The organism is Sphingomonas radiodurans, from assembly GCF_020866845.1.
GTDB classification, from domain to species: Bacteria; Pseudomonadota; Alphaproteobacteria; order Sphingomonadales; family Sphingomonadaceae; genus Sphingomonas; species Sphingomonas radiodurans.
The window spans coordinates 1,545,251-1,570,705 of sequence record NZ_CP086594.1 but is presented as its reverse complement, the minus strand read 5'-3'; the positions used below and the strand labels follow the sequence as shown (position 1 = coordinate 1,570,705).

Here is a 25,455-nt window from a genome sequence, read left to right as displayed (position 1 = left end):
AAAATGAGCGAAGCTGGCACGTTGACCAGGGCGGACCTTTCCGAAGCCCTGCACCGGCAAGTCGGGCTGTCCCGCGCCGACTCGGCCGATCTGGTCGAGCAGATTCTCGAAAAGCTCTGCGGCGCGCTGTCGAAAGGGGAGAACGTCAAGATCTCCGGTTTCGGTACGTTCGTGCTGCGCGACAAGGGCGAGCGGATCGGACGCAATCCGAAGACCGGCGTCGAGGTGCCGATTGCGCCACGCCGCGTGCTTACCTTCCGCGCCAGCCAGATGATGCGCGATCGGATCGTCGACGGCGCGGCGTGAGCGGCGACGACAAGGCAGCGGGCGCTTACCGCACCATCGGGGAAGTCGCTGCGACGACGGGGGTCGCGCCGCACGTGTTGCGATATTGGGAAACGCGGTTTCCGCAGCTTCGCCCACTCACCCGCGCGGGGAATCGCCGTTACTATCGCCCCGCGGACGTCGCCTTGGTCGGGCGTATCCACCGCCTGCTCGGCACCGAGGGATATACGGTAAAGGGTGTTCAGAAGCTGCTCGCGATCGAAGAGCCAGCAGTGGAAGCGCCCGCCAATTTGAACGATCCGTCGGCAATGCTGACCGCCATTCGCGATCGCCTTCAGCACGCGCTCGACGCGGCGTAAACGAATTTACGCCGCTAGCGGGAATCGCAGCAGACGATCGTGGACCGGGATCAGTGCCTGCGCCGATCCGCCTACCGCCCGCACGATTTCCGGATGTGTCGCGTCGAGCCCACCGGTCATCGAGCCAAACGCGGGTAGGATGATCTTGTCACCTGTCGCCACAAAGCAGCGACGCGAAACCAGCTTGCCGCGCACGCGGATACGCAGCTTGGGGTGGAAATGCCCCGACACTTCGGGTCGGACCTCGGTGCTGCTCGCCTCATGGCGCAACACCAAGCCATCGACGACCGCCTCCTCGCACACCTCGCCGCCGCAGCGATCGACATAGTGGCGATCGTGATTGCCGGTGATCCACGTCCAGCGCGTCGCGCCGGTCAGCGCGCGCAGCATCGACTGCGCCGCTTCGGGCAAACGCTCGCACCCTGCCGAATCATGGAAGCTGTCGCCCAAACACCAGACTTCGCGCGCGCCGGTCGCCGTGACCAGCGCGGTGAGATCAGTAAGTGTCGCGAGCGAGTCATACGGCGGCAGCATCTGCCCGAAGCGCGCGAACCAGCTCCCCTTCTCCAGGTGCAGATCGGCCACCAGCAATGCCTGCCGCGCGGCCCAGAATATCGCGCCCTGCGGCAGCGGCGTCAGATCGTGGCCGGCGAACGAAAAGGGAACCATGGCCGAGCCATGCCCGATGCGACTCGCCGGATCAACAACGACCGTATCGGGTTAGAACGTGTACCCCAGGCCAACGACCCCCAGCCACTGATTGCGCGAGCCCGCCACGCTGACGAGCGGGCTGTCAGCGATGTCGTTGATCAGCTTGCGATACGTGCCGCCGGCGACGAGCTTCAAACCCTTCAGCAGGTCGCCGGTCAACGAATAGGCACCCATGCCGCCGATGGTCCAACTCTTCCAGCCGCCGCGGCCAATGGTATAAGTCGGCAGACCGCTCGCAACGCTCTGCGCAGGGCCGACATTGTAATAGGTCCGAATGTATTTCGTTTCGACCCGCTCCGCCGATCCGAAGAGCGCCACCGCCGCCTTGCGGCTTAGCGGCGTCAGATAGTTGATCGTCGGCTGCCAGATGCCGCTTTCATGCACTCCGCTGACGTCGTGCCGGTAACTCACCGAGACCGAGAGCTTGTCGTACGGGCTGGTGATCACGCCGGTCTTTCCGATACCGACATAGCCGCCGAGTTCGATCGCCGTGTCGCGCTCGCCGAGCCGACGGACACGCGGGTCATCGATGCCCTGCCGGTTGCTGCGCGTAAAGTTAAGGACGCCGATCGGCCCCGCCTGAATGTCCCACGTCGGTCCCGGCTGACCCGGAATTAGATCCGCGCTGGCGCGATTGCCGAGGATTGAGAAATTGACGCCATCGATCGTGCCGACAGCGGCCGGCACTGGGGTGAACTGATAATCATCCGACCCCTCGTAGTCGGGCAGATATCCAACGCCGACCCCGACCGTGATCGTCTCGCGGCCCAAATCCTCCATCGGGAGTGCCGCACCTGCTGGTGGCGCCGAAACGTCCTGCGCTACGGCTGCCGTCGGCAGCGCGGCGGCGAGGGCGACAAGCCCGATCAGATAGCTAGCGGTCACGTCAAGATCCCTTTTTTATTCGGGAGCCGTAACACGCCTGATCAAGATTAGGTCCGGGTTGTTGACCTAAAGAATGTATCTCAGCCGCACCTGTTGCGCTTCAGCATCACTGTCGATCGCAAAGCGCGCGGCGGCGAACCGCGGCGGGCCGAATCCTATCGTCGGATTACGCGAAAAGCCGAAGCCCTCGCGTGGAATGCCGGCGAAGGTATCGAGCTTCCGATTGTCGTTCTCGTCGTGGATCACCGCCACGGCATAGCCGCCGCGTGGAAGGCCGTCGAAGCGGAGCGTGGCGGTACTCGCGGGAACCGAGCGCTTCGTTGCATTATGGTCGTCAATACAGGTGGGGAAGTTTTTCGGATCACCGGTCAGGCAGACTCGCAGCATTCCCTTGGCGGAGCGCACGTGATCGAACGATACGTCAAGCCGGGCGGCGGGCGCCGCGCCGATCGTCAGCAGCGCTGCCGCTCCCAACATCACCCGAGCGAGCGCGCGAGCGGCCCCGCGTCTGGTCACGTGCGAAATCCCCGATCCCGCCGTCGGTGCCGCAAAGCCGATCCCAGAACCGGAAATAGAGTCCATAATTGCACCCGTACCGCTCGTGATGTCGCTGATGGTGGCTGGCGGTGATCAGCCATGCCCCCATTGGCCCCTTCCACATGAACCTTGGGAAAACCTCCCAACCCATGTGATTGGTTACGCCCATAACCGTCATCACCGTCAGCACCAAACCCAGCATGGTGACATGGATCGGAATGACGAACACCAGTAGCGGAATGGCCACAGCGCCGGTCAGCGCTTCGATCGGGTGGAAGGCCATTGCCGCCCAGGCGGTCGGCGGTCGGCTGGCGTGGTGGATAGCATGCGCGAGCTTGAACGGCCCCGGTCGGTGCATCCAGCGATGTGTCCAATAAAACCATGTGTCATGTGCCAGCAAGAATAGCAGCACCGACACCGGCAGATACCAAAGCGGCCAAGCATCGGTATCGGTATAGATCCGTGTCCAGCCGCGGTTCTGCCATCCCCAAGCGACGACGCCGGCGGGGATGCCGTAGATCGCGGCGGAGGCTAGGCTCCAGGCGATCTCGCGCCGGATCTGCGGGTCAAGCCCAGCATAAAGGCCCGGATGTTTCGCGCGCGTGGCCAGCGCGAAGGCGCCGCTGGCGGCGAGGTAACGCACGCCGACGATAACCGTCATCACGACGGCGGAGGCGATGATGGCAAGCAGGACGGTCATCACCTCCGCTTGTAGGCGCTGGAGCCCAAGGGGGGAAGCGACATAGCGGCCCGCTGCGACCGGTTCGGCATGGCGACGTTCGTTGGCACGATATGTCTCATGCGGCGCCGCAATCCCCGCTTCCGTCCCCACCGCCGATCCGCTAGGCAATCCTGATGCCGGAAAACCACCATTGCGACCTCGCCATTGTCGGCGGCGGGTTGGCAGGCGGCCTGATCGCGCTGGCGCTCGCGAATCGCCGACCCGATCTGGTGGTGCGGATCGTCGATGGCGGCGAGACGCTGGGCGGCAATCATATCTGGTCGTTCTTCGACGGCGATGTCTCGAAGGACGATCGCTGGTTGCTCACGCCGCTCGTCTGCCACGCGTGGCCGTCGTACGATGTGCAGTTCCCTGCGCACGCGCGCACGATCGCCCAGCCATATTATTCGATCGAGTCGGAGCGCTTCGACAGCGTTGTTCGGGAAGCTTTGCCACCTGAGGCGTTGCTGATGGGCCGCAAGGTGCTCGCCTGCAGCCCGACTGCGGTGGTATTTGCCGATGGCGATCGGGTCGAGGCAAAGGGCGTGATCGACGCGCGTGGCGCGGGCGATCTGTCGATGCTCGAAGTGGGCTGGCAGAAGTTCGTCGGGCGGACGATCGACGTGCCCGCCGGCCATGGGGTCGAGCGGCCGACGGTGATGGACGCGACGGTGACGCAGCACGACGGCTATCGTTTCGTGTACCTGCTGCCCTTCTCGCCAACCCGGTTGTTCGTCGAGGACACCTATTACAGCGACACGCCATCGCTGAACGTAGGCGCGCTGAACCGCCGTATCGATGTCTATGCGGCGGCGCGTGGCTGGACGGTCGCGACCGGTGCGAACGATGGGCGCGACGAGAAGGGCGCGTTGCCGGTCGTAATCTCGGGGGACTTCGAGGCTTATTGGCGCTGGGGGGGTGCAAAAGTCGCGAAGGCGGGCGCGCGTGCCGGGCTGTTCCACCCGACCACCGGCTATTCGTTGCCCGACGCGGTCCGGCTGGCCGTGCTGATCGCCGAAACTAAGGATTTCAGTGGCGAGGCACTTCACACGCTGACCCATGATTATGCCCGAGCGCGTTGGGACGAGCGCCGTTTTTACCGGATGCTTGATGCCATGCTGTTCCGCGCTGCCGATCCCGATGCCCGTTACCGGGTTCTCGAACGGTTCTATCGCCTGCGACCTGGCCTGATCGGGCGCTTCTATGCCGCGCGCTCGACGCTGGCCGATAAAATGCGCGTCCTTGCGGGCAAACCGCCGGTGCCGTTCTGGCGTGGCGTGGGTGCGATTCGGGGAATAAAGTGACTCGCGCGATCGTTGTTGGCGCGGGCTTCGGCGGCCTTGCGCTCGCGATTCGGCTACAGTCGGCGGGTGTCGATACGACCATCGTCGAGGCGCGCGACAAGCCGGGTGGGCGCGCCTATTTTTGGCAGCGCGAGGGTTTCACTTTCGATGCCGGGCCGACGGTGATCACCGACCCCGCGTGTCTTGAGGAGTTGTGGGGGCTCTCCGGGCAAAATATGGCAGCCGATGTGCTGCTCGATCCGGTACAGCCCTTCTATCGGCTCAATTGGCCCGACGGCACCAATTTCGATTATACCAACGATGACGTGATCCTGCGCGATCAGATCGCGAAGCTCGACCCTGCGGACGTCGCCGGCTACGCCAAGTTCCTGGAATATGCCGCCGGCGTTTATCGCGAGGGCTATCAGAAGCTCGGCCATGTCGCGTTTCTCGACTTCGCCTCGATGATCAAGGCCGCGCCGGCGCTGGCGAAATATCAGGCGTGGCGCTCGGTCTATTCGATGGTCTCGTCGTTCGTGAAGAGCGAGAAATTGCGCGAGGCGCTGTCGTTCCACACGCTGCTGGTCGGCGGCAACCCCTTCACCGCAAGCGCGATCTACGCGCTGATTCACAAGCTGGAACGTGACGGCGGGGTGTGGTTCGCACATGGCGGCACCAACAAGCTGATCCGCGGGATGGTCGCGCTGTTCGAGCGGCTTGGCGGGACGCTGCGGTTGAACGATCCGGTCGCCGAGATCGAGACGCTGGGCGATCGCGTGACGGCGGTGCGCACGGCGAGCGGCTGGAGGCAGGAGGCCGACATGGTCGCCTCAAACGGTGACATCGTCCACACCTATCGCGATCTGTTGAGCGGATCGACGAGTGCGCGGCGCTCGGCCGCGAAGCTCGAGCGGAAGAAGTTCTCGCCCTCGCTGTTCGTGGTCCATTTCGGCATCAAGGGCACGTGGCCGGGCATTCCGCACCACATGATCCTCTTCGGCCCGCGCTATAAGGGCTTGCTGACCGACATCTACGATCATGGCGTGCTGAGCGAGGATTTCTCGCTGTACCTGCACCATCCGACCGTCACCGATCCTTCGATGGCGCCGGAGGGATGTTCGACGTTCTACGCGCTCGCCCCGGTGCCGCACATGGGCAAGTTCCCCGAGGATTGGGACCGGATCGCACCGATCCTCGAAAAGCGCATCCTCGATGAGATCGGGCGGCGGCTGATCCCCGATATCCACGAGCGGATCATCACCAAGTTCAGCTATTCGCCCAAGGATTTCTCGCACGATTTGAACGCGCATCTCGGCAGCGCCTTCAGTCTCGAGCCGACGTTGACGCAAAGCGCCTGGTTCCGCGTCCACAATCGCGACGATGCGATTTCGAACCTGTATTTCGTGGGTGCGGGAACCCACCCCGGCGCGGGCATTCCCGGCGTGGTGGGCAGCGCAAAGGCGACCGCCGCGCTGATGTTGGAGGGGGTGAAGCGGTGATTCTGGTGCGTCAGATCCTCCCCGAGCTTTGCTCGGGGAGGGAGACCATCGCGCAGCGATGGTGGAGGGGAAATGCCACAGGCGACGCGCTCGTGGCATTCCCCGCCACCACCGGCCCTTGGCCGGCGGTCCCCCTCCCCATCTGCGATGGGGAGGATTGATGCGTCGTCTCGCCGTCTACTGCGGCTCCGCCACGCCGCGCGATCCGCTTTACCTCGAAGCAGCTCGTACGGTCGGCCGCACACTCGCCGAACGCGGGATCGGCATCGTCTACGGTGGCGGCAAGCTGGGCCTGATGGGCGCGATCGCGGATAGCGCGCTTGCTGCCGGGGGCGAAGTGATCGGTGTGATCCCACAGGCGCTGGTCGACGCCGAAGTGGCGCATCGCGGCCTTTCCGAGCTTCACGTCGTGGCCGGGATGCACGAACGCAAGCGCTTGTTCACCGACCTGGCCGACGGCTTCGTCACTATTCCCGGTGGCACCGGCACGATGGATGAATTGTGGGAGGCGCTGAGCTGGGCGCAGCTGGGCTATCATGCCGATCCCGTTGGGTTGCTCAATACCGCCGGCTACTACGATCATCTGATCGCTTTCTGGGCGCAAATGGGTCAGGTCGGCTTCCTCCGCCCGCAGCATCGCGACCTGCTTATTGTTGCCGATACGCTCGACGGTTTGCTCGAACGAATGGCGGCGCATCAGCCGACGCAGCCGATCGTGCGAATGACCGCGGCGGATCTGTAGGCGGATCGTGATCGGGCTGATCGTGTCAAAGCCTATTCCCTCTTCATAACGACGGCGAGACAGTGCAGCCCTTAGAGAAGCTCAGCTCTAATAGAGCGGATCGCGCCACGCTCGTCACCGCTGCGCGTGCGTCGATTGCTCGTGGGTCGAAGAGTTTCGCCCTCGCCAGCAACCTGTTCGATCGCGCCACACGGGAGCGGGCGTGGCTGCTCTACGCTTGGTGTCGCGCGTGTGACGATATCGTCGATGGTCAGGATCACGGCCATGGTGCGCGCCATGTCGCGGATGCCGAGCGGCGCGTCGCGGTCATTGCCGAGCGCACCGAGGCGGCACTGGCGGGCGCGGTCGTCGGGGACATGCCGTTTGACGCGCTCCGCGTGGTCGCCGCGGAAACCGCGCTGCCAGCGCGCTTCGCGCGTGATCTGATCACCGGCTTTCGCCTCGATGCCGAGGAGTGGCGGCCGCGCAGCGAGAACGATCTGTATCGTTATTGTTATTATGTCGCTGGCGCGGTCGGCTGCATGATGGCGATCGTGATGGGGATCGATCCTGCTGACGACGAAACGCTCGATCGGGCGTGCGATCTCGGCGTTGCGTTCCAACTGGCGAATATCGCGCGCGATATCGAAGAGGATGACCGTGTCGGCCGCTGCTACCTGCCCGAGGAATGGCTGGTCGAGATGGACATCCCCCCCGGCCAGCACATGAAGCCGCCGTTCCGTGACCGGCTGGTCGTGCTTTCACGCCGGATGGCGACGCGTGCTGCGCTGCATGAGGCGAGCGCGCGGATCGGCGCGAATCGTTTGCCGCCGCGCGCACGCTGGGCGGTGCTGGCGGCGGCGGGAATCTATGGTGATATCGCGCGCGAGGTTGCTGCGCGGGGCGCACACGCATGGGATCACCGCGTATCGACGTCCGCGAAATCCAAACTCGGCTGGGTCGCGAAGGCCGCGCTAGCGTCGCGGCGTACGGTTCCGGAGGAGCCGCGGGACTCACGCCTGTGGACGCGACCGCGGTAGCTCTACTCCGGAACCAGTTCATCCCATCCGTCGCTGTCCGCGCCGAACCGTGGCGGTGTGGCCTACCTTCGCCGTCGGGGTCCGCGTTTTCACTGTATCGACGAACAGCCAGTCGTTGCTTACGCGCTCGGGCGTGACCGTCACGGCCATGTATCCGCGCCGCGATGTGTCGCACCATTTCAGTTCCGGGCTGGCGCCAACCAGCGCGCGCGCGACGCTTGCCGGATCGACGGTCAGCGCGCTTTCGAGCCCGCTCGACGAAACCGCATGACCGGCGAATTCCACCCCGACCGGCGCGTCCTGCGCGAGATCGAACGCCCAGGCATTATGGCTGTCGCCGCATAGCACGACGAGATTCGCATCGGCGGACTGCGCTGCGCTCAGGAACCGCTTCCGCGCGGCCGGATATCCGGCCCAAGAGTCCAAGTTCGACGGCAGCCCGGCTTTACCCGCGGCGATCCCCGCGCGCAGATACATTGCCGTTGCGGGCTTCGCGGTCGACAGCCAGCCTTCGGTTTCGGGCGGCACGCTCGTCTCGCCCATGATCGTGCCGAAGCCGACGATCTGCCACCGCGCGCCGGCCGCGACCGAGCGCTTGAGCCCGCGATAGAGCCAGGCTTCCTGCTGCGATCCGAGCATCGTGCTTGCGGGATCGTTCCACTCGTTGTCGCGATACTGTGCCATCGCCCGCGCCGGATCGGGCGCGCGCAGCAGATCACCCAGTTCCACCGGGCGCGATCGTGCCGACAGCCGCGTATCGGTGCGGAACAGCGTAGCGAGCGTGCCGATGTCATACGCCTTCCACGGCTCGTCGGAGACCGGCATCCATTCGCGCCACGCCTGGATCGAGGCGGCCTTGCGGATGCTCCATTCGCCTTCCGCCTTGGGATCGTGGTTCTGCGCGCCGCCTTCCCAGCTGTCGTTCGTGCTTTCGTGATCGTCCCACGAAGCGATCACCGGCAGGCGGGCATGCAGCGCCTGAAGATCGGGATCGGCACGGTAGCTGGCGTAGCGCAGGCGGTAATCGGCGAGGTGAATGATTTCGCTCGCCGGCTGCGGCAGGCGATTCGAAACGGTGTCCTGCAGCGACGGGTATGTGCCGTTGGCATATTCGTAGAAATAGTCGCCGAGGTGGATCCACAGATCCAGATCATCGCGCGCGGCGGCGTGGCCGTAGGCGTTGAAGAAACCGAAGGCGATGTTCGAGCAGGAGAAGATCGCCGCGCGGAAGGTGCTCGCGCGATCATCGGGCAAGGTTTTGGTGCGGCCGATCGGCGACGCGGTGCCGTCCGGCGCCACGAAACGATAATAATAGCCGCGACCCGGCTGGAGTCCGGTGACGGTAATCTTGCTGGTCCAGTCGCGCCACGGCCCGGTGATCGTCTCGCCGCCGCCCGCGACGCGCGCGAAATCGGGCGTTTCGCTCAGCTCCACCTTCAGCCGCACCTGATCGCCACTTGTCGGCACATAACGAGTCCAGAGCAGCACTTCGTCCGGCCCCGGCTCGCCGCTCGCGACCGAATGGGTGAAGCCGCGTGCCGCCAGCACGGTCTGCGCGCTGGCGAGCCCTGGGATGGCGAGCGCGCCCGCGCCGAACATGCCGGTGGCGAGCAACGAGCGGCGGCTTACGTCAATCATTCTTCCCTCCCGAAGGCGATGCGCTGCCGCTCCCCTGCGCCGAGAAGGTGACAGATCGGTGTCGTCGCGGCTACGCGCGCGGGGATGGATGCGCGATGGCTAGACCGATACCGTTTGCTGGTGCTGCTTGCGGTTGCGATCGCGGCGCGCGCGGCGACGTTCGGCAACCCGATCGTCCACGTCGACGAGGATTTCTACTTCACTGCGGCTCAAGCAATGTGGCGTGGCGCGATCCCCTATGTTGACGTGTGGGACCGTAAGCCGGTGGGGTTGTTCCTCGTCTATCTTCTACCGACCGCGCTGCCATTCGTCTGGGGCATCCTCGCGTATCAGGCGATGGCGCTGGCGGCGGTTGTCGGGACGGCGTGGATCATCGCGCGGCTTGCGACGCTGGGGGGGTGGGCGCGCGGGGCGACGCTGTCGGGCATCGCCTATATTCTGTGGCTGAACGTTGCGGGAGGGCAGGGCGGACAATCGCCGATCTTCTACAATCCGCTGGTGGCGGGCGCGGGGTGGCTAATCGTCGCCAACAAAGGTCGGCGTTGGTGGCGCGATGCGGCGGCGATGCTGCTCGTTGGCATCGCGTTGCAGATCAAATATTCGGCGGTGTTCGAGGGGCTGTTCTTCGGCCTGTGGATCATGATCCACGATTGGCGGGCGCGAAAAAGGATCGTTCGGCTCCTTGTTCGAGCGACCGCGCTCGCGGTGATCGCGCTGCTGCCGACGGCGGGGGCGATCGGAGCCTACGCCGCGATCGGGCAGCTCGACGCGTTTCTGTTCGCCAATTTCCTGTCGATCTCGTCGCGCGGGATCGATCCGCCGCTCGAGCGCTGGAGCAATCTCGGGAAGCTGGTGCTGTTCCTTGCGCCGCTCGTTGCGATGGCGGTCGATTCGGTGCGGCAGGCGCCGGGCGGGTCGATAGAGCGGCGGTTCATGCTTTGGTGGTTCGGCACGGCGCTGGCGGGCATCGTGATCTTCGGTGGGTGGTATGACCATTATGCGCTGCCCGCGTTCGTGCCGGGTGCGATTTGCGCAGGCGGGTTCTTTGCCGGCCGGCGGCGGGGCGGGGCGTACGTCCTCGCGCTGGTGGCGGTGATCGGGCAGGTCACTGTAATCGCCAACAGAATTGGGCGCGGCGGGCCGGCTGAGTTCGATGCGTTAATCGCGGCGATCGGGTCGGGACCGGGGTGTCTCTGGGTGTATTCCGGCACGCCAAAGATCTACGCGGCGGCGGATCGCTGCCGGGTGACGAAGTATATCTTTCCCAGCCATCTTTACCGCACGCGCGAATCGGGAGCGATCGGTGTCCCGCAAGCAGTAGAAGTGCGGCGCATTCTCGGCGAAAAACCGGCGGCAATCATTATGCGACCGAGATCGATCGGAGAACGTTTCGATATCCGCAGCGGGGTAGAACGGGTGATTGCGCGCGACTATTTCGTGGCGGCGCGACGCCAACTGGGGAGCGAGACGCTGACCATCTACAAGCGCCGCTGAACTACGCCGCCCGCGCGCGCTTCGCCGCTACTTGCGCAGCATAGTACGCCATCAAATCCACCGTATGCTCGCGATCGGTGCGGACTTGCCCGGCTGCGATCACGGCGGCGCGACGCAGCATCGCGGGTTCGCGTGCGTGCATGCGCCCGATTGCCTCGGCACACGCGATCGGATCGCGCGCGGCATAGAATTCGGCGCACAGCGGATCGGCGACTTCGGCACAGCCGCCAGTGTCAGGCACGATCAGCGGCAAGCCAGAGGCCATCGCTTCCGATGCGACCAGCCCGAACGGCTCGGTCTCCGAGCCATGGATCAGCGCGTCGCAGCTCGACATGATGCGTGCCAGCCGCTCGCGATCGTAGACCGGGTGGAACAGCCGGATGTGGGGGCTACCGGCGATGCGCTTTTCCATCCGCTCGGTATCGACGCCGTGGCCGAGCATCACGAGCCCTACCGGCAGGGTGGCGCCGGCGCGCTCGACCGCGTCGATCACCAGCGGCCAGCGCTTTTCGGGATGATGCCGCCCGAGCCCGAGCAGCAGCAGGCCGTCCGCCGGCAGGCCGCACTGCGCGAGCAGTGCGGCGCGCAATTGTTCGTCGCGGAAGCTCGGCGAGAAATGGCTCCGCTCGATCCCCAGCGGCATCGCCGCATCGATCCGCAGGCCGCGTGCCCGCAGCCGCTTCTCGAGCGCCGGCCCGTTGGTGACGACGCAATCGTACAAATCGAGGAAACGGGCCATGTAGCGTGTGTACCAGCCGAACGCGCGCTCGATCCGCTCGTGGCTGGCGACGCCTTCGAACCAGCGCTGCGCATAAGCGGCCATATTGTCGTTGTGCATGAAGAACGACTTCACCGCACGGCCCTGCCACTGGCCGACGAACCATGCCGGCCGCCACGGCGAGGAGCATTCGACCACGTCGGGATCGTAATGGTCGAGCAACCGCGTTACCGCCTCGCGATCCCAGAACAGGCCGTAATTGCTGTCGAACGGCAGCTTGGGCGAGCGGACATAGTGGATGCGGCCGCCGCCGGGGCGGTCCTCGATCCGGTCCTCAGTGCCAGCCGCCAGCACGATCAGCTCATGACCGAGCTCGTTCATGATCCCGATCTTGCGATCGATATACGTGCGCACCCCGCCGCCGGTGGGCGAGTAAAATTCATTGACGTCGACGACGCGCATCAGCCTGTCACCTCAGTCATTTACCGGGCCGAAGCTCGGGATCACGCCGCGTAGATATTGCGCGCGGATCGTGAGGCGCGTGATGCCCTGCGGCACGGTCACGATCGACTGGGCGAGCTTCGGCTTCGATCGGCCGAGCCGCTCGTTGGTGACGACGCCTGCGCCATCCGCCCAGACGTTGAACTTATTCTTGCCGTCGCGATCGTGGGTGAAGAACAAGGCGTAGCGGCCCGGCTGTGGCGCCTTGATGCACAAGGTGACTGCGCCGCTCGCGGGCGTATCGGTGCGGACACGGCGGAAGAACTTGCCTTCGGCGCGCAAGTCGCGATCGTCCTTGAGGAAATCGGCTTCGGTCGCCGGGAAGAGTTCAAGCTTCAGGGCACCGGTACGGTCCTTTAAACCCTGCACGTTCACCTCGATTGCTGGCCCGGATCGGCCCAAGCATGCGGCTGCATCACTACCAATCGGCGCAGCACCGGCTGACGCGGGTATAAGGATCGCGGTCAGCGCCGCCAGGATCACTCGTGTCATGGCCGTCGACCCTTAAAGGAAAAGGCCGAGGCGGCTGCGAATACCACCACCAGCAGGATGTGGACACCAAGCGTCAGCGCGGAAACGAAGGCGATCATCTCGCTCAACGCCTGATCCTGTCCGATCAGCAGAATTGCGAAGCTGGCGAACAGCAAATCTTTGTTCGGCACCAGCGGCAGACGTGAGACGAGCAGCCGCGCGGCCGACAGGAACAACCATGTCCACAAGGAAACTTCAGGCATCGCGAAATGCCACGCGAGCGCGACGAACAGCGAGCTCGCCGCGAGCCGCCCGCTATGGATCCAGAAAATCCACCACAGTTCGCGCCGTGGCAATGAAAAAACGCGCTTGGAAAAGAAGATCAGGCCGAGGCTGATCGCCAGCGTGATCATCACCGAGCCCGCGACTGCATTGAGCACGTTCGGCGGCATCAGCTGGTAGCCGGCGGGGATAGCGAGCGCGCACAGCAGGATCGTCGCGGCATTGCCCGCGATCGCAGACAGCAGCGACACGTCCTTCACCGCACCGAACGGTGCCGCGACGAGGTTCGCCCGAGCGCGTGCCCAAGCGTAGAAATAGGCCTCGCCCGAGTAGCCGAGAACGACGTCGTTCGCGATCCGCTTCTTGTGCAGCGCGACGAAGCCTGCGGCCGGGATCTTCCATAAACGTCGGAATATGATGAAGTCGCCAGTCGGCGCGGCCATGTAGAGGCCGAAAAAGGCGAGGTAGAACAAGGGCGAGTCCGGCGTCGCACGGCTGAGCCCGGCAAGCCCCGACCCGAGCAACTCGCGCCCCAGCATCACCACCATGGCGACGCTGAGCAGCCCGCCGAGGATCGTCGGCCAGCGGCGGCGCAGCGTTTCGGTCGGCTCCAGCGCCGCTATGTCCGGCAGTTCGGCGTCAATCATGCCGGCCGTCAACCTTGTAGCCTTCGCGGTCAAAACGGGCGATTTCCTCTGCACGCTCCCGCTCAACGCACGATGGGAGTGATCGGCCAATGACGGCAGAATGTGGTTTCTTTCGGCGGCAATCTGGGCTGTAGCATGGCAGGCTTCAAGATGAGCGTCGCCGGGCATATCCTCAGTTACGCCCAAAGCCTCAAGGGCGGCGGGGTGGAGCGTGCCCTGCTTCGGCTGTCTGCTGACTGGGTGCAGCAGGGCCGGCGCGTGACGCTTGTGATCGGTTCGGCGGAGGGGCCGCTGGCGCGCGAGCTGACATCGGGCGTGTCGATCGTGTCGCTGGGTTCGGGCGACTATCGCGCGCTCCTCGCGCTGCCACGGCACGTGCTGACATTGCGTCCGGACGTGATTTTCTGCCCCGGCAGCCACTATACGGCGATTGCGGCATGGACCCGGCTGCGGCTGGGACCTGGCTGCCCGCCGATCGTCGGGAAGGTATCAAACGCACTCGATCGCCCTGATCATGGCGCGCTGACGAAGGCTGGCCACTCAGCCTGGCTGCGCATGCATCCGCGTTTTCTCGACCGGGTGGTAGCGATGACGCCGGCGAGCGCGGCGGCCGTCGCGGCTGAAATGCATTTGCCGCCGCGCCAACTCGCCGTGATACCCAACCCGCCGGCGCGGCCGGTGACTGACGCGCCGCAACTGCATCTGCCGCCGCGTTACGTGCTCGGGGTTGGCCGGCTGGCGCCGCAGAAGCGCTGGGAGCGGCTCATTGCTGCGCTACCGCACCTTCGCGATCGGGCAGTGCCGCTTGTGATCCTGGGCGAAGGCAATGGCGGCGCCGCGCTGGTGGCGCAGGCGCGGGGGCTGGGCGTCGAGGATCGCCTGCTGATGCCGGGCCATTCCGCCGATCCGCTGGCTGCGATGGCGGACGCGGCGGTGCTCGCGCTTACCTCCGACTTCGAGGGCGTCCCAGGCGTGCTGCGGGAGGCGCTGTCGGTTGGGACGCCAGTGGTGACGACCGACTCGACGCCGGCTGTGGCGGAGATCGTCACGTCATCGGCGCTCGGCACGATCGTGCCACGCGACGATCGGGCGGCGTTGGTCGCGGCTCTGGATCATTGGTTGGGCGGCGCGCCTCGCCCTGCTCCGGTGCCGCCTCCCGGCGCTGATTCAGCAGCGCGTTACCTTGCGCTGTTCGATTCGCTCATGCCGGCCTGACGCGATCCGGCGCGGCGGCTTGTACTGCCGGCAGTGCGAGGCTCGCCGTCTCGGCCGCGATCAACGTGGGATAGGGTTCGAGCGACATGCCCACACGGCGCGCATTGTAAAGTTGTGGCACCAGGCAGACGTCCGCGATGTCCGGCGTCTCGCCGCCGAGGAACGGGCCCGATGCAGGCTTGTCGCGCGCCATCACCTCCAGCGCACCAAGCCCTTCGGCGATCCAGTGGCGATACCAGGCGTCGCGCGCCGCCTGATCGGCACCGAACTGCGTTTCGAGGCGCTTCAGCACGCGCAAATTGTCGATCGGGTGTATGTCCGCCGCGATCACCAGCGCGCGGGCAAGCTGGCCCGACCGCTCGAACGGATCTTTCGCGACCATTGGCGGATCGGCGAAATTGGCGTCGAGCCAGTCGATGATCGCTAGGCTCTGCACCAAAGGGTGGCCGTCGACGACTAGCGTCGGCACGAGGCCTTGCGGGTTGATCGTGCGATTGTCGTCGGAGGCCTGTTCGTTGGCGAGCAGGTTAACCGGCATCGAACGATAGGTGACGCGCTTCAGGTTCAGGCAGATGCGGATGCGATACGCCGCCGACGATCGCCAGTAATCGTGCAGGACGATGTTCACGCGCGGGCCTTGCCGGCAGATCCCTCACCATCGTCGTCGCGTTCTTCTTCTTCGATTTCGCTGCGACGCTCCATCGCGGTCTTGAGCATCGCCGTCATCGGATCGGCCAGCGCCAGGCCCATGATGCCAAACAGCGCGCTCGCCAGGATCTGCGTGCCGAGCGTCAGCGCGGGCGGCATGTCGACGGTGCGTTTCGCAACCATCGGGATCAGCACATAGCCGTCGAACGTCTGCACGATCAAATAGGTGCCGATCGCCCACAACCCGGTATCGACCCCCGACGAGAAGCCGACTGCCACCATCAGGGCGCCCGACACGAACGCGCCGATATTGGGGATGAAGGCGAGGATGCCGGTGAGGATGCCGAGGATCATCGCCATCGGCACGCCACCCAGCATCAGCGCGAACCACGTAAGCACGCCCTCCGCGACCATGCCGACGATGCGGCCGAACATCAGCCGGCGCAACGTGTGGCCCATGCGCTGCGTGGTGAGCGCGAACTCCTGCCGGCTATCCTCGGGGATCATCCACTGCAGCCCGCGATCGTAGACGCGCGGGTCCATCGCCACGAACAGCCCGATCACCACGATCATGAACATCGTGGTCAGCGCACCGAACGCGCTCCCGACCCACGAGGTGAGCCGCCCAACCGAGCTGAGCGCCTGGCGCGCGACGCCGCTGATGTCGGACGCACCGGGCATCAGCCCTTGGCTCGTCAGCCACGACGTGAGCCGCACCGTCTGGCCTTCGAGCGTCGAGCGCAGCTGGCCGATCTGCTCGGCGACCTGGACACCGGTGAGGTAAAAGGTGCCGACCAGGAACGCGATCGTCAGCAGGCAAACGATCAGCAGCCGCCACGCCCGCCCGATCGGGAGGACGCGGCCGATCAGACGCACGCCGCCGTCAAGCAGCGAGGCGAAGACGAGGCCGGCGAAAATGATCAGCAACGGCTGGATGAGCAGCACGACGACAGCGATCGCCGATGCCATGCCGAGCCACACTGCGGCGCGCTTGATCTCACGCCGCGTCGCAGGATCGCGCACCTCGTTCGGGCTGGCGCCTTCAACGACCTGAAGCTGTTCGTCGCTCATCGTACCTTCTCCGGATGGAGCGAATTACCCGCGCGACCCGGGCGCAGCGATGGCCACCAGGTGAGCGGGCTGAGGGTTGCCGTGCCATCGACCGAGAAGGTGATGAATTCGGCACGACCGCCGATATTTTCCCACGGCACGGGGCCCCCAAGCCCCTTGTCGCTGCCGCCTAGTGCGAAGCGGCTGTCCGCCGAGCGATCGCGATTGTCGCCCATCAGGAAGACGTGGTCGGCCGGGATTCGGATCGGGCCGTAGTCGTCGCCGGGGCTCGCGCCGAGCTCCACCGTGTCGTAGCGGCGCCCTTCGGGCAGCGTCTCAGTGATGATCGGCAGGCGGCACACCAGCGCGCCATCGTCGCGCGCGATCCGAGCACCGGGATATTGCCATTCGTCGCAGGTCGCATTCGCATCGACCGGCACATCCTTGTAGTGAAGCGCGCCGCGCGCGAGCGGCTTGCCGTTCAGGATCACGCGGCCGCCGCGCACCTGAAGCGTATCGCCGGGCAGGCCGATCACGCGCTTGATATAGTCGCTGCTCTGGCCCGGCGGGGTGACGATCACAACGTCGCCGCGCGCGGGCAGTGCGCCCCACAGTCGGCCGCGCCACGCCGGCGGCTGGAACGACCAGCTCTCGACCGGCCGGTGCAGCACCGCGCCCTCGAAGATCGCGACCGGATTGGGGATGGTCGGCGACACGAACGACCAGCCGTAAGCAAATTTGGACACGACCAGCCGATCACCGACTTCCAGCCCGGGCAGCATCGACTCGCTCGGGATGTAGAATGGCTTGGCGATGAAGCTGTGGAAGCCGAGCACCGCTAGGATCAGCCAGAAGAGCCCCTTCGCCTCGCCCCACCAATCGAACCCGCGGGTCCTCGGCCGCGGCGAATCGCCGGCCGGAGGGTCGTGCTGCGGCGCCAGATCGTCGGCCAGATCACTCACTCGGCTTGCGTTCATTCTACCGGTATCGCCTCGATGATCACGAACGCCTGTGCCCAGGGATGATCGTCGGTCAACGTCAAATGGATGCGCGCGGCGTGGCGTTCCGGGATCAGCGCGTCAAGCCTCGCCTTCGCGCCGCCTGTCAGCGCCAGCGTCGGCGCGCCCGAGGCCGCATTGACAACGCCGATGTCGGCCATGAACACGCCGTTGCGAAAACCGGTGCCGACCGCCTTGGAAAAGGCCTCCTTGGCGGCAAAGCGCTTGGCATAGGTGCCTGCGCGGGTGAGCGGCCGGGCTTGCGCCTTCGCGCGCTCGAGGGGCGTGAACACCCGCTGCTCGAACCGAGTGCCGAAACGGTCGAGTGATGCCTTGATACGCTCGATATTACAGAGGTCGGAGCCGAGACCGATGATCAACGCGCCGCATCCATCGCGCGGCGCATCTCGCGCACCGCTTCGTCGAGCCCCACGAAGATCGCCTCGCCGATCAGGAAATGCCCGATGTTGAGCTCCATCACTTGCGGGATTGCGGCGATTGCGGCGACATTGTCGAACGTCAAGCCATGGCCGGCGTGGACTTCGATACCGTTCTTCGCCGCCAGCGCTGCGGCGTCCGACAAGCGGCGAAGCTCCTCGGCGCGCTCGGCACCGTCGAGCTCGCTGTAGCGGCCGACATGCAGTTCGACCACCGGTGCGCATAGCCGAACGGCTGCGTCGATCTGCCGTGCGTCGGGTTCGATGAACAGCGATACGCGACACCCGGCGTCGTTCAGCGCCGCGATGATCGGCGCGAGGCGGTTGTGCTGGCCCGCGGCGTCGATCCCTCCCTCGGTCGTGCGCTCCTCGCGCTTCTCAGGCACGATACACACAGCATGTGGGCGATGCCGCAGCGCGATCGCCAGCATTTCCTCCGTCGCTGCCATCTCGAGGTTCAGCGGCACCGTCAGTTCCGCCATCAGCCGCGCGATATCGTCGTCGGTGATGTGCCGGCGGTCCTCGCGCAGGTGGGCAGTGATCCCGTCCGCGCCCGCTGCGACCGCCAGCAGCGCCGCGCGGACCGGATCGGGCGTGGCGCCGCCGCGCGCATTGCGCACCGTGGCGACGTGATCGATGTTGACGCCGAGACGAAGGGGGGCGGGATACGTCGCGCTCATCACTTTTCCCCCGGTGCGCACGCCGCGGCGGCGAGCAGATCGTGGCTAAAGCCCTTGCCCTGCCAAACTTCGCCGAACTCGAACGGGGCGCGGTTGGAGAAGGCAATCACGACCCGGTCGGCCTCGGGCAGTAAAAAGTTGCGCACCTCGACCCCGCCAATCGAACCGCGCCGTTCGACGAGCTTCACCGGCTTCGCGCACCCTTTCAGCGGTGCCGTAAACACCCATTGGCCAAGCGCGATGAAGCCGAGCGCCGGCTGGCCATCCCACAGTTCCGCGCGCGCAGCCGGCGTAAGCAACTGGCCCGACAGCAGCGCACGATCGACCCGCCACAGATCGTCTATCGTGCCTGACAGCGCTGCACTCGCCCCGTAGCTGGCCAGATCCTGCGGCGCCTCGGGCTTGCCGTCTTCATAGCCGGGCACGGTGGCAACCAGCGAGCGCGTCGCGCTTACCGAGCGCAGGCGCAGCGGTGCGGTGATCCGGTAGCGCAGCAGGCGATCCCAGCTCTTGCCGGTTACCGCCTCCAGCAGTGCGCCGGCGACGATGTAATCGCAATTGTTGTACTGCCAGTTGCCGCCAGGAGCGGTCAGCGGTTTGCCGGCGCAATATCCGGTCAGCGGGCTGCGATCGCCCTTGTAGCTGGGGGTGTAGTAAACCGGCACCGCGGTTTCGTCGCCGCTGGGATTGGGCAGGCCGGACTGATGGCGCAGTAGTTGGCGGACGGTGATCTGACCGGCCGTGGGCCCACGAAACTTGGGCAGGTAGCGCGCGATTGGCGTGTCGAGCGCGACCCGCCCAGCCGCCACTTCCTGCATCACCAGCGTGGCAACGATCTGCTTGGTGACCGACGCCCAGCGCCATACCGCATCGGTCGCGACGGGCGCGCCGCCAGTGGGCGCTGCGCTGCCGATGCTCGTGCGAGTCTCGACAACGTGGCCCTGCGATATCAGAATCGTGCCGACGAAACCGGCCCGCTCGGCAACTTGCGTAGCAGATTGCGCCGGCGCCATCGCGGGCAATAGCAGCGCGACGCACGCAATCAGCATCCGCCTCATGCAGCGCGGCTCCCGGGCTTGATCGCCGGGATCGCCGCTAGCTCCGGCGGCAGGGCATCGGCTTCGTAGGTCGGGACGTCGAGCCGGATCAGCGGGAAGAAGGGCACGCCGATGTCCGCCGACCCGTTCGAGCGGTCGACCAGCGCCGCGCCGACGATCACGCGACCACCTGCGGCCTCGATCGCCTTGATCGCCTCGCGCGACGACAATCCGGTGGTGACGACATCCTCCATCATCAGCACTTCTTCCCCGGGCTCGAGGCGGAAACCGCGGCGCAGCTCGAACGTGCCGCTCGGACGCTCGACGAACATCGCCGGCACGCCGAGCGCGCGCGCCATCTCGTGCCCCGCAATCACCCCGCCCATCGCCGGAGACACCACCGCGCTGATCCGCGCGCGCAACTCGGCCGGCAAGCGCGCAGCGAGCGCTTCTGCCAAGCGGGCGCCTCGACGTGGATCCATCAGCACGCGCGCGCACTGCAGGTAGCGTGATGATCGCAGGCCCGAGGAGAGGATGAAATGGCCTTCCAGCAGCGCGTCAGCCGCACGGAACTCGGCCAACACCTCGTCTTCGGTCACGCGCTTCCCCCTATGCTTCATGCGCGAGATACGGATCCGGCCAATGACGCGCAACGGAACGTGCTGCAGTGCAGATAAATAAAGGCGTTGCCGCGCTTGAGGCGCGTGGTTGGCCTGCGTATAGGCCGCGCGATGGAGTCAGCGTGGCGCACGCGCAGGCGCCGCGACGAGGCCGACGACGGGCCGTGTTGAGCCAAGAGGTGACGACGAGACGATGAGAAGCGCGTTCAAGGGATTGATGCTGGCGACTGGGCTCGCGCTGGCGGGGCTCGCCCCGGCGGTTGCCCAACCGGCCGGAACTATCGCGGCGCCTGCGCCGACCACGATCGGCAATTCGGCCGACACGGCGCAAGTCGCGCCCGACGCTGTTCCTGCAGCGCCGGTGCTGGCCCAAGACGGCGCGCCCGTGGTGTCCGCAAAACCGGGGATCGGCCAACCGACCGATCGCCTGATGTCGATCCAGCCGCAGGTAACGAAAAACGGCCAGCGCGCGCAGAGCTTTCATGATCATATACTGTTTCCGCTGATCACGATCATCTCGCTCTTCGTGCTTGCCCTGATCATCTACGTCGCGATCCGCTATCGTCAGGCGGCCAACCCGGTACCGTCAAAGACCAGCCACAATACGCCGATCGAGATCGTCTGGACGCTTGCGCCGGTGCTGATCCTCGTCGCGATCGCGGTGCCCTCGATCGGGCTGCTCTCGGCACAGTTCAAGCCGGCGCCCGCGGGCGCGGTGACCCTGAAGGCGATCGGCAACCAATGGTATTGGAGCTATCAGTATCCAGACCATGGCGGAATCGAGATCACCGCCAACATGCTGAAGGAGGCAAGTGAGGTCGGCGCCGGAGAGCGGTCGCGTACCGACGCGGATGGCCCCCGATTGCTCGCCGCCGATAACCGGATCGTCCTGCCGGTCGGCGTGCCGATCCGCCTGATCACGACGGCCAACGACGTGATCCACAGTTGGGCGATGCCAGCGTTCTGGATCAAGCTGGATGCCGTTCCCGGTCGCCTGAACGAGACAAGCTTCACGATCGAAAAACCGGGTGTCTACTTCGGCCAGTGTTCGGAACTGTGCGGCGCACGCCACGCTTACATGCCGATCGCGGTGGAGGCGGTGCCCCCGGCGCAGTTCGCGGCGTGGATCGCAGCCAGGGGCGGCAAGATGCCGGGCGCTGGCGAGGCATCGTCGGCGGTGATCCCGCAGCCGGGCGCCGACACGTCGGCCGCTGCCGTTGATGCCGCTGCGGCGACGTCGAACGCTGCCGGCCCGGTCGAGAACGCGACCGTCACGCCTTCCACCTCCCCGCAGGGCGCCACCGGTAATCCGGGCGGCACCGGCGACATGGGACGCTAAAGATCATGACCGATACCGCCCTCAACCCCTCCGCATTCCAGGCGCATGGCGATCATGCGCACCATCACAGCGATGCCGATCACAAGCCCGGTTTCTTCCAGCGCTGGTTCATGTCGACGAACCACAAGGATATCGGCACGCTTTATCTGATCTTCGCGATCACCGCCGGCATCATCGGCGGCGCGATTTCGGGACTCATGCGGATCGAGCTGCGCGATCCCGGCATCCAGTATCTGCCGACGTGGCTCGCGATGTTGCACGGCCCGGGCACGTTCGACGAAGCGCTCCACCTGTGGAACGTGATGATCACCGCGCATGGTCTGATCATGGTGTTCTTCATGGTGATGCCGGCGATGATCGGCGGGTTCGGCAACTGGTTCGTGCCGATCATGATCGGGGCACCGGACATGGCGTTCCCGCGCATGAACAACATCAGCTTCTGGTTGCTGGTGCCGGCCTTCATGCTGCTGCTCGCGTCGCCGTTCTTCGGAGGTGCCGGCACGGGGTGGACGGTGTACGCGCCGCTATCGACCTATGGTGAGCCAGGCCCGTCGGTCGACATGGCGATCCTGTCGCTTCACCTTGCCGGTGCGTCGTCGATCCTCGGCGCGATCAACTTCATCACCACCATCTTCAACATGCGCGCGCCTGGCATGACGCTGCACAAGATGCCGCTGTTCGCGTGGTCGGTGCTGGTCACCGCGTTCCTGCTGCTGCTGGCGCTTCCGGTGCTTGCCGCTGCAATCACGATGCTACTGACCGATCGTAACTTCGGAACGACCTTCTTCGATCCGGCCGGCGGCGGCGATCCGGTTCTGTACCAGCATCTGTTCTGGTTCTTCGGCCACCCCGAAGTGTACATCATGATCCTGCCGGGCTTCGGCATCGTGAGCCACATCATCGCGACGTTCAGCCGCAAGCCGGTGTTCGGCTATCTCGGCATGGCCTATGCCATGGTGGCGATCGGCGTGGTTGGGTTCGTCGTGTGGGCGCACCATATGTTCACGACTGGCCTCAGCGTGAACACGAAGATGTACTTCACCGCAGCCACGATGGTGATCGCGGTGCCGACCGGCATCAAGATCTTTTCGTGGATCGCGACGATGTGGGGCGGTTCGCTCAGCTTCAAGACGCCCATGGTTTGGGCGATCGGCTTCATCTTCATGTTCACCGTCGGCGGCGTGACGGGCGTTGTGCTCGCAAACGGCGGCGTCGATGATTACATGCATGATACTTACTACGTGGTGGCGCACTTCCACTACGTGCTAAGCCTCGGTGCGGTGTTCGCGCTGTTCGCGGGCTTCTATTACTGGTTCCCGAAAATGTCCGGGAAGATGTACAATGAGTTGCTCGGCCAGCTGCACTTCTGGGTGTTCTTCGTCGGCGTGAACGTGCTGTTCTTCCCGATGCACTTCCTGGGCCTGCAGGGGATGCCGCGGCGTTACCCCGATTATCCCGACGCCTATGCCTATTGGAACAAGATCGCGACACACGGCTATGAGTTGATGGCGCTGGGCATGGCGTTCTTCTTCGTCAACATCATCTGGTCGCTGATCGCGGGTAAGAAGGCGGGCGAGAACCCATGGGGCGAGGGGGCGACGACTCTGGAGTGGACACTCTCCTCGCCGCCGCCGTACCACCAGTTCGAGACACTGCCGGTGATCGAGGATCACAAGCACTGAGATATGGCCCAACGATCATTCCTGATCGCAGGTCGGTGAAATGAGAAGCGCCCCGCGAGGAGACTCGCGGGGCGTGTTTCGTTTTGGCGGCGTAGGTGTGTGCCGGTATCGCGCTACAGGCGGACGAACAGCGTGAGCGACGCGACGGGCACCATGTTCACGCGCTGACCCGGCGCGTCGCGGGTCTGGTTGAGATACCCGGCCTCAAGCGTCGAGGTGCCGGGCAATGGGATCTCCACGCCGGCAAAAGTGCGCAACTGGTCGAACCCCTCAACGCCGCCCCATTGCGCGGACTTTAGCCCGACGAACGCCTCGCTCGACGCTAACGCCGCAACGCGCCGTTTCCCCGCCGCCAGCGGATATTCGAACCGCATCATCTGGCGCACGCGCAGCGACATGCCATCACCGTCCGATCGCCAGCGCTCTTCGAGGCGGGTGCGCGATTGCACTTCCAGTTTGCCGATTTTGCCGACGTTCCATGTCACTTGCTGGAACAGCCGATCTTCCCTGAGATCGGAACCGTTCTCAACCGCGTCGATCACGCGGGCGTAGCCCTGGTAGATCGTCAGATCGTCGGAGACGGCATAGCCGATCGCGGGACGGAGCAGCAGCTGCGTCAGGCGCGAGACCCCGTCATTGATGCGCGGCTGCACCTCGGCGAAAAAGACAACCCGGCCGTCGACCGGACCCATCACCGTCGCGTTGATCCATGCCCCTTCGTCATGCGTCGTCTGCGCTTGGGCCGGAGCGGCAATGATTAGCAGCGACGGAAGAAAAGCGGCAGATAACCGGACGAAAGCGGGAGCAAATGTGCGCATGCATTTGCCCCTAGCCGCCACGTCACGGCCACGTCATGGTCAGCGTTAAAGCAGCAACAAAACGTCAGGAGAGGTCAATGCCCGAGTTCCGGATGATCGATACCGGTCCGGTGCGGCTGCGCGTCGCGATCGAGGGCGCCGGGCCGCTCGTGCTGATGGTGCATGGCTTTCCCGAGAGCTGGTATTCGTGGCGGCATCAGTTCTCGCCGCTGGTGCAAGCGGGCTTCACTGCGGCGGCGATCGACGTGCGAGGCTATGGCGGCTCCGACCGGCCCGACGAGGTCTTGGCTTACGCGATGGAGCAGCTCATCGCCGACATCGCTGCGGTCGCCGGCGTGCTGCAGCCGGATGCGCCAGCAATCCTCCTTGGCCATGATTGGGGGGCGCCCCAGGTGTGGAATTCGGCGCTGACGCTGCCCGATCGCTTCGCAGCGGTTGCTGCGCTGTCGGTGCCATATGCCGGCGTCCCTGCGCGGCCTTTCACCGAGACGTTCCGCCGTGCCTTCACCGAGAAGGGCCGTTTCTTCTACCAGGAATGGTTTCAGGCGGTCGGCCCGGCGGAGGCGGAGGCGGAGGGCGACGTGCGCGATTTCCTGCGCAAATTCTGTTACGCCATTTCGGGCGATGCGCCGCCGGGCACGTGGCCGAACAAGCCGGCCGGCGCCTCGATGCTGCAGGATATGATCGATCCAGGGGAGTTCCCCGCATGGCTGACGCCCGAGGATCTCGACTATTACGTCGCCGAGTTCGAGGCGTCGGGCTTCTTTGGGCCGATCAGCCGCTATCGCAATCACGAGCGCGACTGGGAGTGGCTGCAGCCGTACCGCGAGCGGCGGATCGAGCAGCCGGCGCTGTTCATCGGTGGCACCAAGGATCCCGCAACCACGCTGTTCGGCGCGGTCGAGGATCCTATCGCGCTGATGCGTCCGCATGTGCCGCTGGTGGAGGGGCATTTGCTCGACGGATGTGGCCATTGGACGCAGCAGGAGCGGCCCGATGAGGTGAACCGACTGTTGCTCGACTGGCTCGAGCGGGTGGCGTAGCGGCGACCCCTTGCCTGAATGGGGCAAAGTCAGCAGGTTGCGCCGCGGGGTAACAGCGGGGGCTGACATGGTTGTGATCGGCCTGCGCGAAGGCGG

At 65.3% G+C, this 25,455-nt stretch carries 27 protein-coding genes; 11 read left to right on the top strand and 16 right to left on the bottom strand.

From position 1 onward, the window contains the following. The first annotated feature begins 3 nt into the window (after positions 1-3). Both LLW23_RS07545 and LLW23_RS07540 read left to right on the top strand, forming a co-directional pair. Entirely contained in the window at positions 4-306 is a 303-nt protein-coding gene (locus LLW23_RS07545) for an integration host factor subunit alpha (protein ID WP_228948142.1), read from the top strand. Then, positions 303-644 (top strand): MerR family transcriptional regulator, encoded by a 342-nt coding sequence (locus LLW23_RS07540; protein WP_228948141.1) that lies wholly within the window; start codon positions 303-305, stop codon positions 642-644. Before LLW23_RS07545 ends, LLW23_RS07540 begins: the two co-directional genes overlap by 4 nt. A 6-nt stretch (positions 645-650) precedes the next feature. Here the strand turns inward: LLW23_RS07540 and pdeM are convergent, their stop codons facing one another. From pdeM to LLW23_RS07520, 4 genes are all read right to left on the bottom strand, one after another. Next, a complete protein-coding gene (gene pdeM, locus LLW23_RS07535) occupies positions 651-1,313 on the bottom strand; it encodes a ligase-associated DNA damage response endonuclease PdeM (RefSeq protein WP_228948140.1) in 663 nt (220 codons plus the stop codon). 51 nt (positions 1,314-1,364) lie between these two features. Then, the gene (locus tag LLW23_RS07530) at positions 1,365-2,240 is read right to left on the bottom strand and encodes a MipA/OmpV family protein (RefSeq protein ID WP_228948139.1); all 876 of its coding nucleotides are present in this window, start codon (positions 2,238-2,240) and stop codon (positions 1,365-1,367) included. Positions 2,241-2,306: 66 nt separating this feature from the next. Further along, the gene (locus LLW23_RS07525; protein ID WP_228948138.1) at positions 2,307-2,717 is read right to left on the bottom strand and encodes a DUF2141 domain-containing protein; all 411 of its coding nucleotides are present in this window, start codon (positions 2,715-2,717) and stop codon (positions 2,307-2,309) included. Further along, on the bottom strand, positions 2,662-3,477 hold the full coding sequence (locus LLW23_RS07520) for a sterol desaturase family protein (RefSeq protein WP_228948137.1): 816 nt from the start codon (positions 3,475-3,477) through the stop codon (positions 2,662-2,664). The genes LLW23_RS07525 and LLW23_RS07520 overlap by 56 nt, the downstream gene beginning before the upstream one ends. Before the next feature lie 155 nt (positions 3,478-3,632). On the opposite strand from LLW23_RS07520, the gene crtY reads away from it, so the two are divergent. From crtY to LLW23_RS07500, 4 genes are all read left to right on the top strand, one after another. Further along, on the top strand, positions 3,633-4,802 hold the full coding sequence (crtY, locus tag LLW23_RS07515) for a lycopene beta-cyclase CrtY (protein ID WP_228948136.1): 1,170 nt from the start codon (positions 3,633-3,635) through the stop codon (positions 4,800-4,802). Then, positions 4,799-6,280: a phytoene desaturase gene (locus LLW23_RS07510; protein WP_228948135.1), complete on the top strand. Its 1,482-nt coding sequence runs from the start codon at positions 4,799-4,801 to the stop codon at positions 6,278-6,280. Before crtY ends, LLW23_RS07510 begins: the two co-directional genes overlap by 4 nt. 160 nt (positions 6,281-6,440) lie before the next feature. Further along, positions 6,441-7,022: an LOG family protein gene (locus LLW23_RS07505; protein ID WP_228948134.1), complete on the top strand. Its 582-nt coding sequence runs from the start codon at positions 6,441-6,443 to the stop codon at positions 7,020-7,022. Positions 7,023-7,084: 62 nt separating this feature from the next. Next, on the top strand, positions 7,085-8,041 hold the full coding sequence (locus LLW23_RS07500; protein WP_228948133.1) for a phytoene/squalene synthase family protein: 957 nt from the start codon (positions 7,085-7,087) through the stop codon (positions 8,039-8,041). Positions 8,042-8,059: 18 nt separating this feature from the next. Here the strand turns inward: LLW23_RS07500 and LLW23_RS07495 are convergent, their stop codons facing one another. Continuing rightward, positions 8,060-9,679 (bottom strand): alkaline phosphatase D family protein, encoded by a 1,620-nt coding sequence (locus tag LLW23_RS07495; protein WP_228948132.1) that lies wholly within the window; start codon positions 9,677-9,679, stop codon positions 8,060-8,062. A gap of 84 nt (positions 9,680-9,763) precedes the next feature. Between LLW23_RS07495 and LLW23_RS07490 the strand changes: the two genes are divergently transcribed. Next, a complete protein-coding gene (locus LLW23_RS07490) occupies positions 9,764-11,173 on the top strand; it encodes a hypothetical protein (protein ID WP_228948131.1) in 1,410 nt (469 codons plus the stop codon). 1 nt (position 11,174) lies between these two features. Here LLW23_RS07490 and LLW23_RS07485 read toward each other — a convergent pair whose 3' ends face one another. The 3 genes from LLW23_RS07485 to LLW23_RS07475 all read right to left on the bottom strand — a co-directional run bounded on the left by LLW23_RS07485 (position 11,175) and on the right by LLW23_RS07475 (position 13,792). After that, entirely contained in the window at positions 11,175-12,353 is a 1,179-nt protein-coding gene (locus tag LLW23_RS07485; protein WP_228948130.1) for a glycosyltransferase, read from the bottom strand. A gap of 12 nt (positions 12,354-12,365) precedes the next feature. After that, positions 12,366-12,761 (bottom strand): DUF2141 domain-containing protein, encoded by a 396-nt coding sequence (locus tag LLW23_RS07480; protein WP_333473797.1) that lies wholly within the window; start codon positions 12,759-12,761, stop codon positions 12,366-12,368. A 119-nt stretch (positions 12,762-12,880) separates the two neighbouring features. Further along, positions 12,881-13,792 (bottom strand): hypothetical protein, encoded by a 912-nt coding sequence (locus LLW23_RS07475; protein WP_228948128.1) that lies wholly within the window; start codon positions 13,790-13,792, stop codon positions 12,881-12,883. A 135-nt stretch (positions 13,793-13,927) separates the two neighbouring features. On the opposite strand from LLW23_RS07475, the gene LLW23_RS07470 reads away from it, so the two are divergent. After that, the gene (locus tag LLW23_RS07470; RefSeq protein WP_228948127.1) at positions 13,928-15,007 is read left to right on the top strand and encodes a glycosyltransferase; all 1,080 of its coding nucleotides are present in this window, start codon (positions 13,928-13,930) and stop codon (positions 15,005-15,007) included. On the opposite strand, the gene maiA is transcribed toward LLW23_RS07470, so the two are convergent. The 7 genes from maiA to pyrE are packed head-to-tail and all read right to left on the bottom strand — an operon-like array spanning position 14,994 to position 20,456. Continuing rightward, a complete protein-coding gene (gene maiA, locus LLW23_RS07465) occupies positions 14,994-15,635 on the bottom strand; it encodes a maleylacetoacetate isomerase (protein ID WP_228948126.1) in 642 nt (213 codons plus the stop codon). The two genes, LLW23_RS07470 and maiA, sit on opposite strands and share 14 nt — an antisense overlap. Beyond that, positions 15,632-16,726, bottom strand: a complete 1,095-nt coding sequence (locus tag LLW23_RS07460; protein WP_228948125.1) for an AI-2E family transporter — start codon at positions 16,724-16,726, stop codon at positions 15,632-15,634. The genes maiA and LLW23_RS07460 overlap by 4 nt, the downstream gene beginning before the upstream one ends. Further along, the gene (lepB, locus tag LLW23_RS07455) at positions 16,723-17,682 is read right to left on the bottom strand and encodes a signal peptidase I (RefSeq protein WP_408642026.1); all 960 of its coding nucleotides are present in this window, start codon (positions 17,680-17,682) and stop codon (positions 16,723-16,725) included. The genes LLW23_RS07460 and lepB overlap by 4 nt, the downstream gene beginning before the upstream one ends. Then, a complete protein-coding gene (acpS, locus tag LLW23_RS07450) occupies positions 17,679-18,083 on the bottom strand; it encodes a holo-ACP synthase (RefSeq protein ID WP_228948124.1) in 405 nt (134 codons plus the stop codon). The genes lepB and acpS overlap by 4 nt, the downstream gene beginning before the upstream one ends. After that, positions 18,080-18,820 carry a pyridoxine 5'-phosphate synthase gene (locus tag LLW23_RS07445; protein ID WP_228948123.1) on the bottom strand — a complete coding sequence of 247 codons (741 nt, stop codon included), beginning with the start codon at positions 18,818-18,820 and terminating at the stop codon, positions 18,080-18,082. Before LLW23_RS07445 ends, acpS begins: the two co-directional genes overlap by 4 nt. Then, positions 18,820-19,878, bottom strand: coding sequence for a serine hydrolase domain-containing protein (locus LLW23_RS07440; protein ID WP_228948122.1), 1,059 nt, complete (start codon positions 19,876-19,878; stop codon positions 18,820-18,822). The genes LLW23_RS07445 and LLW23_RS07440 overlap by 1 nt, the downstream gene beginning before the upstream one ends. Further along, positions 19,875-20,456 carry an orotate phosphoribosyltransferase gene (gene pyrE, locus LLW23_RS07435; protein WP_228948121.1) on the bottom strand — a complete coding sequence of 194 codons (582 nt, stop codon included), beginning with the start codon at positions 20,454-20,456 and terminating at the stop codon, positions 19,875-19,877. The genes LLW23_RS07440 and pyrE overlap by 4 nt, the downstream gene beginning before the upstream one ends. Before the next feature lie 214 nt (positions 20,457-20,670). On the opposite strand from pyrE, the gene coxB reads away from it, so the two are divergent. After that, on the top strand, positions 20,671-21,816 hold the full coding sequence (coxB, locus tag LLW23_RS07430) for a cytochrome c oxidase subunit II (RefSeq protein ID WP_228948120.1): 1,146 nt from the start codon (positions 20,671-20,673) through the stop codon (positions 21,814-21,816). Positions 21,817-21,821: 5 nt separating this feature from the next. After that, a complete protein-coding gene (ctaD, locus tag LLW23_RS07425) occupies positions 21,822-23,498 on the top strand; it encodes a cytochrome c oxidase subunit I (RefSeq protein ID WP_228948119.1) in 1,677 nt (558 codons plus the stop codon). Between the two features lie 113 nt (positions 23,499-23,611). On the opposite strand, the gene LLW23_RS07420 is transcribed toward ctaD, so the two are convergent. Beyond that, the gene (locus tag LLW23_RS07420) at positions 23,612-24,316 is read right to left on the bottom strand and encodes a DUF2490 domain-containing protein (protein ID WP_228948118.1); all 705 of its coding nucleotides are present in this window, start codon (positions 24,314-24,316) and stop codon (positions 23,612-23,614) included. Positions 24,317-24,393: 77 nt separating this feature from the next. Here LLW23_RS07420 and LLW23_RS07415 point away from each other — a divergent pair, with 77 nt between their 5' ends. Further along, positions 24,394-25,359, top strand: a complete 966-nt coding sequence (locus LLW23_RS07415; protein WP_228948117.1) for an alpha/beta fold hydrolase — start codon at positions 24,394-24,396, stop codon at positions 25,357-25,359. Positions 25,360-25,455 lie beyond the last annotated feature (96 nt).